This is a genomic window from Bacillus sp. TH25, from assembly GCF_016650935.1.
GTDB lineage: Bacteria > Bacillota > Bacilli > Bacillales > Bacillaceae_G > Bacillus_A > Bacillus_A mycoides.
Genome location: NZ_JAEKEU010000039.1, coordinates 651,422 through 666,824 on the forward strand (window position 1 = coordinate 651,422; position 15,403 = coordinate 666,824).

General features: G+C 35.0%; 15 protein-coding genes and 2 pseudogenes. 15 read left to right on the forward strand and 2 right to left on the reverse strand.

The features are described 5' to 3' along the window. Positions 1 to 143 precede the first annotated feature (143 nt). The 12 genes and pseudogenes from recN (at position 144) to JFT89_RS27350 (ending at position 10,614) form a co-directional block, all read left to right on the forward strand. Positions 144 to 1,883, forward strand: coding sequence for a DNA repair protein RecN (recN, locus tag JFT89_RS27295; RefSeq protein ID WP_201040920.1), 1,740 nt, complete (start codon positions 144 to 146; stop codon positions 1,881 to 1,883). A 119-nt stretch (positions 1,884 to 2,002) separates the two neighbouring features. Continuing rightward, complete coding sequence (spoIVB, locus tag JFT89_RS27300) at positions 2,003 to 3,295, forward strand: SpoIVB peptidase (protein WP_002015079.1); 1,293 nt, start codon at positions 2,003 to 2,005, stop codon at positions 3,293 to 3,295. Positions 3,296 to 3,581: 286 nt separating this feature from the next. Further along, on the forward strand, positions 3,582 to 4,376 hold the full coding sequence (gene spo0A, locus JFT89_RS27305; protein WP_002015081.1) for a sporulation transcription factor Spo0A: 795 nt from the start codon (positions 3,582 to 3,584) through the stop codon (positions 4,374 to 4,376). A gap of 165 nt (positions 4,377 to 4,541) precedes the next feature. Then, positions 4,542 to 4,937: a site-specific integrase gene (locus JFT89_RS27310; RefSeq protein WP_016096124.1), complete on the forward strand. Its 396-nt coding sequence runs from the start codon at positions 4,542 to 4,544 to the stop codon at positions 4,935 to 4,937. 320 nt (positions 4,938 to 5,257) lie between these two features. After that, entirely contained in the window at positions 5,258 to 6,916 is a 1,659-nt protein-coding gene (locus JFT89_RS27315; RefSeq protein ID WP_016096125.1) for an AHH domain-containing protein, read from the forward strand. A gap of 42 nt (positions 6,917 to 6,958) precedes the next feature. Further along, positions 6,959 to 7,531 (forward strand): imm11 family protein, encoded by a 573-nt coding sequence (locus JFT89_RS27320; RefSeq protein WP_016096126.1) that lies wholly within the window; start codon positions 6,959 to 6,961, stop codon positions 7,529 to 7,531. Positions 7,532 to 7,747: 216 nt separating this feature from the next. Further along, positions 7,748 to 8,320, forward strand: a complete 573-nt coding sequence (locus tag JFT89_RS27325) for an imm11 family protein (protein WP_002067059.1) — start codon at positions 7,748 to 7,750, stop codon at positions 8,318 to 8,320. Positions 8,321 to 8,355: 35 nt separating this feature from the next. Then, positions 8,356 to 8,511, forward strand: a complete 156-nt coding sequence (locus tag JFT89_RS27330) for a hypothetical protein (RefSeq protein WP_016096127.1) — start codon at positions 8,356 to 8,358, stop codon at positions 8,509 to 8,511. After that, positions 8,495 to 9,100: pseudogene (locus JFT89_RS27335) on the forward strand (immunity protein Imm33 domain-containing protein). Before JFT89_RS27330 ends, JFT89_RS27335 begins: the two are co-directional and overlap by 17 nt. A gap of 40 nt (positions 9,101 to 9,140) precedes the next feature. Next, a complete protein-coding gene (locus JFT89_RS27340; protein WP_002067062.1) occupies positions 9,141 to 9,416 on the forward strand; it encodes a hypothetical protein in 276 nt (91 codons plus the stop codon). 238 nt (positions 9,417 to 9,654) lie between these two features. Continuing rightward, a pseudogene (locus tag JFT89_RS30040) lies at positions 9,655 to 9,753 on the forward strand (sporulation initiation factor Spo0A C-terminal domain-containing protein); the annotation flags it as partial. 297 nt (positions 9,754 to 10,050) lie between these two features. Then, the gene (locus JFT89_RS27350) at positions 10,051 to 10,614 is read left to right on the forward strand and encodes a PRK06770 family protein (protein ID WP_002067063.1); all 564 of its coding nucleotides are present in this window, start codon (positions 10,051 to 10,053) and stop codon (positions 10,612 to 10,614) included. A 240-nt stretch (positions 10,615 to 10,854) separates the two neighbouring features. On the opposite strand, the gene JFT89_RS27355 is transcribed toward JFT89_RS27350, so the two are convergent. Further along, on the reverse strand, positions 10,855 to 11,001 hold the full coding sequence (locus JFT89_RS27355; protein WP_001247671.1) for a YycC family protein: 147 nt from the start codon (positions 10,999 to 11,001) through the stop codon (positions 10,855 to 10,857). A gap of 50 nt (positions 11,002 to 11,051) precedes the next feature. Here JFT89_RS27355 and JFT89_RS27360 point away from each other — a divergent pair, with 50 nt between their 5' ends. Beyond that, positions 11,052 to 11,780, forward strand: a complete 729-nt coding sequence (locus JFT89_RS27360) for a glycerophosphodiester phosphodiesterase (RefSeq protein WP_002067064.1) — start codon at positions 11,052 to 11,054, stop codon at positions 11,778 to 11,780. 51 nt (positions 11,781 to 11,831) lie between these two features. On the opposite strand, the gene JFT89_RS27365 is transcribed toward JFT89_RS27360, so the two are convergent. Next, positions 11,832 to 12,065, reverse strand: a complete 234-nt coding sequence (locus JFT89_RS27365; RefSeq protein ID WP_001190193.1) for a DUF2627 domain-containing protein — start codon at positions 12,063 to 12,065, stop codon at positions 11,832 to 11,834. 137 nt (positions 12,066 to 12,202) lie between these two features. Here JFT89_RS27365 and JFT89_RS27370 point away from each other — a divergent pair, with 137 nt between their 5' ends. Beyond that, complete coding sequence (locus tag JFT89_RS27370) at positions 12,203 to 14,275, forward strand: sigma 54-interacting transcriptional regulator (protein WP_002067066.1); 2,073 nt, start codon at positions 12,203 to 12,205, stop codon at positions 14,273 to 14,275. 195 nt (positions 14,276 to 14,470) lie between these two features. Next, positions 14,471 to 15,370 carry a phosphate butyryltransferase gene (yqiS, locus tag JFT89_RS27375; protein WP_002143097.1) on the forward strand — a complete coding sequence of 300 codons (900 nt, stop codon included), beginning with the start codon at positions 14,471 to 14,473 and terminating at the stop codon, positions 15,368 to 15,370. The last annotated feature ends 33 nt before the right edge of the window (positions 15,371 to 15,403 follow it).

The window sequence follows — 15,403 nt, forward strand, 5'->3', positions numbered from 1 at the left end:
GACCCGTAAAACGAATGTTTGGTACAATGGAGCGGGTTAGAAGAGTAATTTATACATACAAACATATAGTATAACTATTTGAATGAAGAATACTGAGAAAAGCCCTTAATTGGGGATTAGTTTATAACGAGGTGAATGGGGCATTGTTATCGGAATTATCGATCAGAAACTTTGCTATTATTGAGGCATTAAATATTTCTTTTCAAAAAGGTTTAACCGTTTTAAGTGGTGAAACAGGAGCTGGAAAATCCATTATTATTGATGCAATTAGTTTGCTTGTTGGTGGCCGTGGTTCAGCAGAATTTGTTCGATATGGAACAGAAAAGGCTGAGATAGAAGGATTATTCTATGTAGAAGATGACAAGCATCCATGTATCGCAAAAGCAGAAGAGTTAGATATAGAAATAGAAGATGGCATGATTATTTTGAAGCGTGACATCGCTGCGAACGGAAAAAGTGTCTGTCGTGTAAATGGGAAACTTGTTACACTCAGCATATTAAAAGAGATTGGAAAAACGCTAGTTGATATTCATGGACAGCATGAAACACAAGATTTAATGAATGAAGAGCGTCATATGTTTATGCTTGATCATTTTGATGGAAATCGCATTGTTAAACAATTGGGCATATATCAAAATGTATATACAGACTATGAGAAGTTAAAAAAACAGCTGAAATCTTTAAGTGAAAATGAACAACAAATGGCCCATCGTCTAGATTTAATTCAATTCCAACATGAAGAAATTCGTAAGGCGGATTTAAAAATGGATGAAGAATATGAATTGACTGAGGAACGATTAAAAATCTCCAATTTTGAAAAGATTTATAAAGCATTAGGAGATGCGTATCGTTCGTTAAGTGGAGATGGACAGGGATTGGATCACGTAAGAAATGCAATGGGACAAATGGAGAGTATTACGCACTTAGATGAAGCGTATCAAGAAAATCATGATTCTATTGCGAATAGTTATTACTTATTAGAAGAAGTTGCATACCAGCTTAGAGAAAAATTAGATATGATGGAATATGATCCGAAACGTCTAGATGAAATTGAAACACGTTTGAATGAAATCCGTATGTTAAAGAGAAAGTATGGAAATACTGTAGAAGAGATTTTAGTGTATGCTGATAAAATTGAACAAGAAATTTTTACGATTGAAAATAAAGACGTACATATTGAAACGACGAGAAAGCAGTTAACGAAATTAGAAGGTGTTATTGTAAAAGAAGCAACGTTGTTAAGTACTATGCGTCATGAGCTTGCAGATCATCTTACAAGCGCTATTCATCAAGAATTAAAAGAACTATATATGGAAAAAACGAAATTTGAAGTGAGAATTATGAAGAGGGTAGGAAATGTAGAAGAACCTCTCGTGGAAGGAACACCGGTAAAACTTACGGCGGATGGCTACGATCATGTGGAATTTTATATTTCAACGAATCCGGGTGAACCGTTAAAGCCACTTTCAAAGGTCGCTTCTGGCGGAGAGTTATCTCGTATTATTTTAGCTTTAAAAAGCATTTTTTCTAAGCATCAAGGTGTTGCATCTGTTATTTTTGATGAAGTGGATACGGGTGTGAGTGGTCGGGTTGCACAGGCTATTGCGGAAAAAATTTATCGTGTATCAGTAAACTCGCAAGTACTTTGTATTACGCACTTACCTCAAGTAGCTTCAATGGCGGACTCTCATTTATTTATTAGAAAACAAGTGGCGAATGATCGTACGATTACATCGGTTACTGTGTTAAGTACGAATGAAAAAGTAACAGAAATTGCTCGAATGATTTCTGGTGTTGAAATTACAGATTTAACGACAGAGCATGCGAAAGAGTTACTTACGCAAGCGCATCATTTCAAACAGACAGCAGAGGCTATCCAGTAATGGATAGCTTTTTTTTCTCAAATGACGATTTCTTAATTCTTCCGGTTATAAATAAAGCGCTGCAAGGAGAGATTAAAAAGTGAAGCCAAGAGGCTGAATGTGGGGTAGGAGCGAGGAGAGTGAACAAATTGAAATTAGAAAGATTTCGAAAAATAATAGGTCTTTGTCTCCTTGTTTCTCTAGTTTTTATTGGATGTTTTAAACCGCTTCGAACGTTTATTTCATCGCCGAAGCAACTTGTTGTTTTTGAAGGACAACAATCAGAAATAGCATCATTACCAGTTTTTAAGGCTGCATCTACAAATCGTAATGTATTTACTGTAAGTTCAAATGAACAAGAACTTATGGTAAATTCTCACCAAAATGGTGAAGCTGATATGGTGTTTCAACTTGCTGGTTTTCCAGTGAAAAAAGTAAATGTGAAAGTATTAAAAGATTTTAAAGTTATTCCAGGTGGACAATCGATTGGTGTAAAATTGAACACAAAAGGTGTACTTGTTGTAGGCCATCATTTAATTCAAACTGAAAAGGGTAAAGTATCTCCTGGTGAAACAGCTGGTGTACAGATTGGAGATATGATTACTGAAATCAATGGTAAAACAATTGAAAGAATGAGTGATGTAGCACCATTTATTCATAATAGTGGAGAAACAGGTGAACCGCTTAATCTTGTTTTATTAAGAGATGGAAAATATATTCGTGCTAAGCTAACACCACAAAAAGACAATGGTGAATCCTCTTACCGAATTGGACTGTATATTCGTGATTCAGCAGCTGGTATCGGAACGATGACATTTGTACATCCAGATTCTATGAAATATGGAGCGCTTGGTCATGTAATTTCCGATAATGATACAAAAAAGCCAATTCAAGTAGAAGATGGACAAATTATGCGTTCGACAGTAACGTCTATTGAAAGAGGAAGTCACGGGAACCCGGGAGAAAAATTAGCAAGATTTTCACCGGATCGTGAAGTGATTGGTAATATTACAATAAATAGCCCGTATGGTATTTTTGGGAAATTAAACACAGATATGACAAACGGCATAATGGATAAAGCAATGCCTATCGCATTATCCCATCAAGTAAAAGAAGGGCCAGCGAAAATATTAACAGTTATTGATCAAGATAAGGTGGAAGCGTTTGATATTGAAGTTGTTAGTACGGTACCACAAAAGTTCCCGGCTACAAAAGGTATGGTTATAAAAGTGACAGATAAACGTTTACTAGCAAAAACGGGTGGTATTGTACAAGGAATGAGTGGAAGTCCGATTGTACAAAATGGGAAAGTAATTGGTGCGGTTACACATGTATTTGTAAATGATCCAACGTCAGGATACGGTGTTCATATTGAATGGATGTTACATGAGGCTGGAATTAATATTTATGATCAAGAGAAAAAAGCGAGCTAATACATATTAGCTCGCTTTTCTTTTGAAAAATTCGTTGAAATTTTGTAAAAGCTCCGCAAGAGCTGTTTTTTGTTGTAAGATATAAGCAAAGGGTTGAACGTTTCGCTGTAATTCTATGATGGAATGTGTTGCGAAAGTAAAAAAATGAACGATAAACATATTTTTTTGTGATTTTATCGGAAAGTAAGAAACTTTAAAGGGAATTTTCACACAATTGTCGAACAATTCATGTAGCCTAGAAGCTTACACATGTCGGAAGAATCGATTCGGTAAGGGAGGAAAAACTGTGGAGAAAATTAAAGTATGTCTTGTGGATGATAATAAAGAATTGGTATCGATGCTAGAGAGTTATGTTGCTGCCCAAGATGATATGGAAGTTATCGGAATTGCTTACAATGGTCAAGAATGTTTAAACTTATTGAAAGAAAAGCAGCCTGATATACTCGTTTTAGACATTATTATGCCACATTTAGATGGTCTGGCTGTGCTAGAGAAAATGCGACATATTGAAAGGTTAAGACAACCTAGCGTTATTATGTTGACAGCATTCGGACAAGAAGATGTGACGAAAAAAGCGGTTGATTTAGGGGCATCATATTTCATATTAAAACCATTTGATATGGAGAATTTAACAAGTCATATTCGTCAAGTTAGTGGTAAGGAAAGTGCTACTATTAAACGTCCATTACCATCTTTCCGATCAGCAACAACGATCGATGGAAAACCGAAAAACTTAGATGCGAGTATTACAAGTATCATTCATGAAATTGGTGTACCCGCTCATATTAAAGGGTACATGTACTTACGAGAAGCAATCTCTATGGTGTACAATGATATCGAATTACTAGGATCTATTACGAAAGTATTATATCCAGATATTGCAAAGAAATATAATACAACAGCAAGCCGTGTGGAGCGCGCAATCCGTCACGCAATTGAAGTAGCTTGGAGCCGTGGGAATATTGATTCTATTTCGTCCTTATTTGGTTATACAGTATCTATGTCAAAAGCAAAACCTACGAATTCCGAGTTCATCGCAATGGTTGCGGATAAGCTGAGACTTGAACATAAGGCTTCGTAAACGCTGTAGTATCAAGGTGTTAAGCGTATTTCATAACAAAATTTAATAACCAACGAATTACGTATGTAGGCAATAAAGTACATAGGTAATTGGCGGTTAATTTAAAAACCTTCTATTTATTGGATTGAAATTTTGATTCCAATAGCTAGGAGGTTTTTTTGTTGTATGAATAACTTTCAGATGAATGTTGAAAACTTTTTACTTCATTGCGATGCAAAGCATCTAAGTAGGAAGACAATTCGGTCATATGACCAAACATTGAAGTTATTTGCTTCATATTTAGAAAGAGAATTAAAGATTACAGATGTTGATAAGGTAAAACTTCTTCATATTCGGACGTATATTAAATATTTAAGGGAACGTGGTAAATACACATTTACATCTAATACAGCTAGTGAACAAATTAATTATCCAACACGTAGAACTGATTATGGAAAGACCATTAGTGAAACAACAATTGCTAATTATCTTCGCAATATTATAGAACAGTATTGTGATAATACTGAAGCAAATTTAATAACAACGTATTTAGAAAGCCCACATTTATCATATAGAGATTAAGGGTGTTTATACGGTATAAATCACCCTAAGAAAGTGAGGCGAATCCTTGAGTCTGCCAAGGAGAAGTTAAGGAAGGGTATATTTTGAAAGGACCGCCGTATATGTTCCTTTTATTTATATCGAAGAAAACTAGTTAATTCACCTCCTTTTTAAAGGAGGCATATCAAATTTTCATTAAAAAAACCAAGTATTTAGAACGGTGCAATAATTAAGCGTGGTATAATTTTCTTATGAAATACTAGGAAAATAAGGGGTATTATGGTTCAAATGAAAAGTGTCCTTTCCTATCAACAGCAACAATTAAAAAGGGAGGTCAATGCATGAGTTTAAATATGTATTTGGGAGAAGTACAAAACCAAACACAAAGCATGAACGCTGTATGTACCGCTACCATTCAAGGTATGGAACAAGTCATTCAGTCGATTGACACCTTTGCAATTGATACTGTGTTACAAGGGCAAACGTATAGCAGTGCAAAATCATTTTTTGTACAAACCTTTCGTCCTTTAGCACAAGGAATTATTTATCTGTGTGAAGAGTTAATTCTTCAGAATGATGCTTTTCCAAGTCAATTTCAATCACAAGTCGCTTCCACAGATGTAATCGAACAAGAAATATTAGAACAAATTCGAGAAATTGACCGAATGAAAGCAAGTATGGAAGTCATCAGTCAAGCTATGCCAATCCCAGGTATAGACGCTATGGCGAATCTTTTTACTGTCATGAGGAAAAAACTGCAAGAAAAATTAGAACATCTATATGAATTTAATTATACTTCTAGTAATAATTATGATACAGCACTTCAACTAGCTGCTAGTATCGCACAAGGTTTAGCAGAGGTACAAAGTGGAAAAGGTTTTAGTCCTGCAAGTGGTACATTTAGTACACAAGGGTTGAATATGGAATGGACAACTGCTATTCAAGTGATTGGAGAAGATAGGGCACGCCAAGCTAGCAATCTTCTAAATGACAATTTATCAGATGATAATATCGAAGAAGGGGCAATGTATGATGATACCTCCCCTGAAAAATCTATGCTTAGAAAAGTTTGGGACGGTATATACGTTGGTTCTGGGCAAGTTATCGGAGAGATTGTAGAAGGATTCAATTCACTAGACGATACAGTAACAAAAGAAAATATCAAGTATGCTATAGGTCACCCTCTAGAGACGGCATATACTATGTGTAATACTTTTTCGGATTCATTTATGAATGATGTTTGGCATGGTGATTTAGAAAGTGGTACAAAGTGGGGAACAAGTATTTTTATGGAATTTGGGTTAGGATGGATTGGGGATAAAGGGATAAGCAATGTAGGGAAAGTAACTACACTCGGTGAAGGTGTAAATCTAGCAAAGTTTTCTACAGGAATCTCTTCTGTTGCGAATAAATTACCGTTGACAGAACGCTTTGCATTCGCAGGTGCTAGTGGCTTTGGAAGTGCACAGAGAAAAGCTTCTGAAATGTTACAAGAAGCCCGTGATACATTTATGTTTTCCAAAACTGGTGGAAGAAGTAGGGTCAAAGATGTTCAAAAAGTAATAAAGGATTATGCAGATAAAGTTCTTGATAGAGTAGATGTAAAAAATGATTATCCCGATTCGTATACAGCATCTCAAAAATTACGTGCAGAACTTAAAGAAGCAGGAATTGAACCACCGCCATATCCTAATGCGGCACATCACATAGGACCTTGGAATGATAAAAGGGCGGCACAGGTACAAGAACTATTAGAAGAGTTTGGAATACATCATGATTCTGCTGCTAATGGGGTATTTTTACCATATAAAGTGAACGATTATGTAACTACTGAAGCATTACATATAGGTAATCATAGTCCAGAGTATATAAGAGAAGTATACAGAGTATTAAGCGAAGTTAAACGCTTTGGGGGTAATCAAGAAGATGCAGTTGCAGCTTTGCAGAATATAAGAGAAAGGTTATTGGACGGTAGTTTAAAACTAAATCAACCTAAATAATCTTAATTGTTTTACTAATTGAATTATAAAGGAGTAAAAGGTATGAAAATTTGGCAATTAAAAAGTTTATTTGATAACTATAAATCTTTTCAACTATTAAATTTGAAAGAAGACCGTAAAAAATATTTCGATGAAAAAATTGATTTGGCAATAAAGCTATCTGATTCATGGGGAGAAATTCTTGTTGAATGTGTAGAAGGAGATAACCATAGTGATTGTCCTATGTTCTGGGGGGAACTTGGCACGCCAATGGTTAGTAGAAAAGCAAAAGAGGTATTAGAACCTCTAATTTGTAATAATGTTGAGTTCCTTCCGCTAACCCATGATGTTACAGGTGAAGTTTATTACCTAATAAACGTTTTAAATACAATTGATGCAATTGACTACAATAAAGCAGTTTTTGAAAAACTAAGTACAGGATTAATAATAGGTTTCGAAAAATACGCATTTTTGCCTAATATAGTTGAAGGGCAGATAATATTTAAAACCTATTTAAATCAAAGATTACACTCCTCTACTGTTTTAGTGTCTGACGAATTTAGAAATGCAGTTTTAGAGAGTGATTTAAAAGGCTTTGAATTTGTAGAGATATGGGATTCAGAAGCAAATATGTAGTTAAATTGACTTTCAAAAGCTGACAGACATTATAAAAAAGCAGAACCTCAGCTTTCATCAGGTTCTGCTTTTTTGCTACCTACTACCTCACATATACATAGGCTTCATTTGCTGTTACATAGTATGTTTTGCCATTGTAAATGGTGAATTAAAATTAAATAAACCGAAGAAAGAGTAACCTTATTTATACTAGAAAAATAGCAAAGGAGAGTAAAAATGAAAATTTGGGAATTAAAGAGTTCATTTGATGGTTATCAATCCTTTCAACTATTGAGTTTAGAAGAAGATTCTAAAAAGTACTTTGAAGGAAAAATTGACTCGGCAGTAAAAGCATCTCATTCATGGGGAGAAATACGTATTAAATATGTAGAAGAAGGAAATCAAAGTGATTTTCCTCATTTTTGGGGAGAAGTTGGTACACCAATGGTTAGTGAGAAAGCTAAACAATTCTTAGAGTCTATGCTTGGTAATAATGTAGAATTTCTTCCCCTAATTCATAATGTGACGGGAGAAGTGTATTATATAATTAACGTTTTAAATGCAATAGATGCTATTGACTATGAAAAAGCTATACTAAAGAAACTACGTTCTGGCTTAGTAATAGATTTCAAAAAATACGCATTCTTACCTAATATGGTTAAGAACCAAATAATATTTAAAGTTTACTTAAATGAAATATTACATATTCCTTCTGTTTTCGTATCAGATGAATTGAGAAATGCAATTTTAGAAAGTGATTTAAAAGGTTTTGAATTTGTAGAGGTATGGGATTCAGAAACGGACATGTAAAAAAAGTCCTAAAATCATTGATAGGAGTTAGTAACATGGACGCAAAGGTTTCAGAAATTCTAAGAATGTTAGACAATTATGAGGGAAACGAGAAAGAAATATTTGAAATGTTAGAACGTGAAGTAACGGCTAGAAAAGCTTTGAGAAAATCAATAAAAAAGAGGTTGCAGTCAATTGAAAACAATAGTTAAAAATATAGGTGGTAAAAATATAATAGCTACAGCAGAAGAACATTTAAGCCCTCAAATAGAAAAATTATTATATTTGCTAACTAAAGTAGAAGATAACAAATTAGTTGATGGATTTTCTATACAAGTTGGCTGGTCTCTTTTTATTCTATCCAAATGTGAAGATGGGTATCGTATTATTGTCCCAGATTATACAAAAAATCCTTTTAAGGATACTACAGAAGATTTAACAATTGCTTTATAGGTGCAATTAGAACAAGTACATTGTTTACGTCAGTTAAATATTGAGGGTGAAATGATAAAGTTTAGCGATAAAATAGTGACTGCAAAGAACGTGTTGCAACTAGATGAGGTTTATTTACAAAGGGCTAGTGATTGTGAAAAAGGTGATTCTGGTTGGTATATCGGTTCTGTCGAAGAAACAGAAGATGAATTAGAAGCATTTTACGCATATCAGCTATTAAAAATTAGACCTTCAATTATTCAAGTTTTAGCCTTACCTTATGAATATCTGGTAGTTTTTGAGAAAGGTAAAATCAAGGCAATTTTAGATGATAAAGATGTCGATGTTTGGAATGGCGTTATAAACTGAGATTAGTTAAATTCTAAAATAACTGACAGGAGTTAGTAACATGGATGCAAAGGTTTCAGAAATTCTAAGAATGTTAAACAATTATGAGAGAAATGAAAAAGAAATTTTTGAGCAGATTCAAGCTGAAGCAATGGTGAAATCTAAACAATGTGAAGAAATGATAGATACGATACTGAATAATAAGTTTAGAACCGAAAAAGAAAAGCATGAAGCTATAATGAGTATGATAGGACATATTTTCACTTGTGGCGTATCTTATGGGAGTGTTCAAGTTCCATTAGAAATGATTAAGAATCGTCAATCATCTATACATTGATTTATATTTTGAGATAAAGTCGTACCAGATAGTTGATGAAATGAATAATAGTACACGAATGTCATTTAATTTTATTGACGTTTGTTCCTGTGGTTATGTATCATATTCTTATACACATTAGTAACGTAATGTCACCAATGAATTAGGAAAAACTAAACCAATAAAGGGCGTGAAATTTAGCGTATTTATTGGACGAAAAGAAAATGTTAGAAACGTCTACATATCAACGTTTAAAGCTTTTAGTTATACAGTATCTATGTCAAAAGCAAAACCTACGAATTCCGAGTTCATCGCAATGGTTGCGGATAAGCTAAGACTTGAACATAAGGCTAGCTGAGAGGAAAAGTAGTAAGGGATTTAAGTTTTAGTAGAGCTTAATAATTCTTGAAATTTATACTCGATATCAATTTTAAAACCAATAAACTTTTATTTAAAGACCAATGAATTTTAGAATTCGTTGGTCTTTTTATTTTGTTGAGAAAAAGAGGGAGAAGTGATATCGATTTTATCAAAATTATTTGGGTAGATAAAAAGGGTTGTTTGATATTATGGAAAATAAAACCTGTTTTTAGTAATATTACATATAAGTGAGTTTTTTAAGGTAATTAAATAGGTATACAGAGGGAGAAGGAAAATGAAAAACAAAATATTAACTTGGCTAGGAATAGTAGCAGCTATGGGAGTTCTTGCTGTTGCAGTTACATTTGGAATGTTAGAGCTTGCCGATAATCCAGTAGATAAAGAAGTGAGTGCTCAAATAGATAAAAAAGAAGACCCAACGATAGTAGGTAGAGAGGTAGATGGAGTCTTTGTTGATGTGTATGTTACTGAAAATTCTACTGAAAGCGAAGTCATTACAGCGATGTATCACATGACTCATCAAAAAGTAGTGGCAGAACGAAAATCGGGATCCATCCCAATGATTCAAAATAACGCTGAAAAATTAAAAAAAATCATAAATAAGAGTAGTTTTGCGAAGAGAACTGAGCTTGTAGCAATTGCTGATAGATGGGCGAAAAAAGATTTTAGTAAAATTGTAGAAGATCACAATTTTTTCTCGGATGCTCAAGAGGGTAATGTTTGTAAAGCCACTAGAGCGATGGATGCGGTAGAAGAGCAACATTATATTTTAACTACATTCGGGGAGGAAAAAGCGAAAGAACTATACGAATCAGGGGATACTCCGCACATTCAATAAAAAATAATATGAAGGGCTTCTAGTTTTTTTATTACCTTGCTTTAAGGGGGCAATGGTGACTTGTGAATAAATATTCTGCTTTCTTTATGACTTGTAACAAAAAAGAAGATATATAATTCATTATTAAATGATGAAGTAAAGGCTAAATCGCATCGTAGTACATCTGTTAAAGGATTTTAGCGGGGAAGTCATCCATGATATAATAGATGATAATAAAAAGCCCTGCAAAACAGGACTATATTATTCTTCGTCTTTATTTTGTTTTTCTAATTCAACTAACTTTTGTATTAAAATATGCTGTGGCATATGCATAAGTTGTTCAAGTGGAACACCTAACGCTTTTGATAGGCGGACTGCAGTGTCTGGAGAAATTTGTAATGGTCTCATAGAAGTACCTCCTTTTTCGTATAGTATAGCATAAGATTGGGGGAGTGAGGATGACTCTTATATTTGCACATCGTGGTGCAGCGGGAACGTATCCGGAAAATACAATGATTTCATTTGAAGCGGCGGAGGCTTTCGGGGCAGATGGAATTGAACTCGATGTTCAATTCACGAAAGATGGAAAAGTTGTCGTTATTCATGATGAAACGGTGGATCGGACAACAAATGGAAAAGGTGCGGTTCGAAATTATTTATATGAGGATTTATGTAAGTTGGATGCGAGTTATAAATTCGGTGACAAAGTAGGTTTTTGCAAAATACCTCTTCTAGAAGAGGTGTTAGAATGGCTCGCAAAAACGAAATTGCTACTCAATATTGAACTGAAAAATAATAAAATCCCATACAGAGGTTTAGAAGAAGAGACTATAACACTTGTACGTAAGTTTAGTCTAGAGGATCGTGTTATATTTTCTTCGTTTAATCACTACAGTATGAAAAAATGTCATTTGATGGCTCCTGATATTCAAACAGCTATTTTGTATCGTGAAGGTTTGCATAGCCCGTGGGCATATGCAAAAAAGATGGGTGCTACTGCAGTACATCCGAATTATCGTTATCTTCAAGATGCTATCGCTGAATTAACGATGGAAAGTGGTGTGGAGGTTCGTCCCTACACGATAAATGAAGAAACGCTTATGCGTAAATATTTTGATATGAATATATCAGCGGTTATTACTGATTATCCTGAAACGGCAAGAACTTTATTACCGATAAAAAAATGAGACCTAATATAATGGTCTCATTTTTTATTTATGATATGTGAAAACTTTGTCTTATCTTCTGAAGCGTGCTTGTACTTTATTTCTCTTACGATCTCTGTGTAAGACGAAGCCGCCGAAAATATAAAACCCGAGTGCGAAGCAAAGAGCGCCGATTAAAAATTGTAACCATAATATAGGGATTGGGGAGAACAAAATCCCAAATACAGTATCTCTCATTAGTTTAATACCAAGCACGGCTAATGAAATGGGGATGAGTGCTAATAATAGAGCGAGGTAACGCTGCATACATAATGCTCCTTTTCAGATTATTTTGTGTATTTTAATGATGTTATATGGAATGGGGGTTTGTCAAGAGGTTGCTGAACGAGTAAGATAAGAATGTGAAAAATTTTGCAGAGATACTTCGAGAGGAAGTGTAATGTATGAAACAAAATGTGTTAATTGTTGGAGCAGGTGAAGGTGGGAGTACACTGCTGAGTCTGTTGCAAAATTCGAATATATTTCAAATTATAGGGGTTATTGATATTAATCCAATTGCGAAAGGATTACAAATCGCAAAGGAATATGGGGTTCCGATTGGTGATAGTGTAACTCCGTTTCTTTCTATGCATATTGATGTAATGTTTGATATGACAGGTGATTATGATTTACATAAAGTGTTATTGGGAAGCAAGCATAAAGATACTCTTCTTATACCAGGGGATATTGCGAAAATTGTTACGAGATTAGCGCATGAGAAGGAAGGTTTGATCGGACAGCTAGAGGAACAAACGCAACAAGGGAATTTAATTTTAAATTCTACGCATGACGGTATGATTGTTATAGACCAAGAGGGACAAGTGCGTTTGTTTAATAAAAGCGCAGAGCGTATTACTGGATATAAAAAAGAGGAAGCGATAGGGAAATATATTTTAGAAGTTATTCCAACGAGTAAGTTGCTTCGGATTATACGTACGAAACAAATAGAAGTGAATCATGAACTGACGCTAGAGAATGAAAATAAGATCATTACAACGCGTATTCCGATATTAAAAGAAGGTGGAGAGGTTCAAGGGGCATTTGCGATTTTTAAAGACATTACAGAAGTTGTAGATTTAGCGGAAGAAGTTACAGACTTAAAAGAAATTCAAACGCTACTTGAGGCGATTATTAACTCATCTGAGGAAGCAATTTCGGTTGTTGATGAGAAAGGAAGAGGACTAGTTATAAACCCTGCTTATACGAAGTTAACGGGTTTGACTGAAGAAGAAATTATTGGGAAGCCGGCTACAACTGATATTGTGGAAGGTGAAAGTATGCATATGAAAGTACTTCGGACGCGCCGAGCGGTACGAGGAATACATATGAAGATCGGGCAAAAAAAGCGAGATGTAATTGTAAACGTAGCACCGGTTATTGTCGATGGAATATTGAAAGGGAGCGTCGGGGTAATTCGCGATGTATCAGAAATTCAAAAGTTAACAAATGAATTGAATAGGGCAAGACAAATTATTCGAACGTTAGAAGCAAAATATTCATTTGATGATATTGTTGGTGATTCAGATGAAACGACGGCAGCTATTGAACAAGCAAAACTTGGAGCGAATACACCGGCAACAGTATTGCTTAGAGGGGAATCTGGTACGGGGAAAGAGTTATTTGCACACGCTATTCATAACAGTAGTAATCGAAAATACAATAAGTTTGTACGAGTAAACTGTGCTGCTATTTCTGAGACCTTATTAGAAAGTGAATTATTCGGTTATGAGGAAGGTGCGTTTTCTGGAGCGAAAAGAGGCGGGAAACGAGGATTCTTTGAAGAAGCGAATAATGGAAGTGTTTTTTTAGATGAAATCGGAGAGTTATCTGCAAATACGCAAGCGAAGCTCCTTCGTGTGCTACAAGAAAAAGAAATTGTGAAAGTAGGGGGAACGAAAGCGATACCTATTAATGTTCGGGTAATTGCAGCAACACATGTGAATTTAGAAAAGGGCATTCTAGAAGGAGAGTTCAGAGAGGACTTATATTATCGTTTAAATAAAATCCCGATTCAAATTCCTTCCCTTCGTCAGCGTAAAGGAGATATACCAGCGATTGCAGAAAGGTTAATTCAAAAAATTAATCAAGATTATGGTCGTAATGTAGAAGGACTCACCGATTCAGCCGTTTCGTATTTACAATCATATGAATGGCCAGGGAATGTTAGGGAACTTGAAAATATTTTAGGACGAGCTATTATCTTTATGAATTATAACGAAATATATATTGATGTACATCATTTACCGCCTTTACATAAAGAAGAACAAGTAGAGACGAAACAAAATAATTTATTACCTGAATTAGAAGAGAAGGCTCTTGAACACCTAGTGACAGAATTTGAGGGGAATATTATCCGTGAATATTTAGAGAAATTTGATGGGAACAAAACGAAGACTGCAAAAGCGTTAGGAATTTCAGTTCGAAACTTATATTATAAGCTAGAAAAGTATGACTGTGCAAAAAATAGCATGCAATAAATTGCGTACCGTGCAATTTATTGCATGGTATACAAAAAGCGACAAAACGAGACAGAATATTTCGTTGTTTTCCAAAGTATTGATTTTACTGCATTTTGAATGCGTTTTCATTATTGGTAAGACCACTTTTGAAAGTTGGCACGGTATTTGCTTAATGAATAGACGAGGGACGACGGAAAGGGTTGATTACAAAATATGAAGTTAGAACACTTAATTGATCAAGCAGCAGGACAGCCTAAAAAAAATGTGGCTGTAGCAGTAGCTGAAGATCATGAAGTAATTGAAGCTGTAGCGAAAGCAATCAAGTTACAGCTAGCTCAATTTCGTCTATATGGAAATCAAGAGAAAATAATAGGGATGCTACAAGAGCATGGGTTACAAACTTCAGAACATATTGAAGTGATTGCAGCAGCGTCAAGTGCTGAGGCTGCAGAACTTTCTGTTAAATCTGTAAGCAATGGCGAAGCAGATGTGCTAATGAAGGGGAACATCCCAACAGCAAATATTTTGAAAGCTGTATTAAATAAAGAGTGGGGACTTCGTAAGGGCAGCGTGCTTTCACATGTTGCAGCGTTTGAAGTTCCAAATTACGATCGTCTTATTTTTGTTACAGACGCAGCGATGAACATTGCACCTGATGTAACACAAAAAGCTGCTATTATACAAAATACTGTAGAAGTTGCCCAGGCAATAGGAATTGATTTGCCAAAGGTAGCGCCAATTGCAGCGGTAGAGGTTGTTAATCCTGCGATGCAAGCGACAATTGATGCAGCGATGTTAACTCAAATGAATCGCCGCGGACAAATTAAAAATTGTGTCGTTGATGGACCACTTGCTTTAGATAATGCAGTATCACAAATTGCAGCAGAACATAAAGGCATAGTAAGTGATGTAGCAGGTAAGGCAGACATTTTACTCGTCCCAACGATTGAAGCTGGAAATGTGCTATATAAATCACTCGTCTATTTTGCAAATGCAAAGGTAGGAGCGATGATTGCTGGCGCTAAAGCACCGATTGTTTTAACATCACGTGCTGATTCAGCAGAAACAAAAGTATATTCATTAGCATTGGCAGTTGCGACTGCTTCAAAATAAACCAAATAGGGTAAAACAATTAGGGGGAAACGA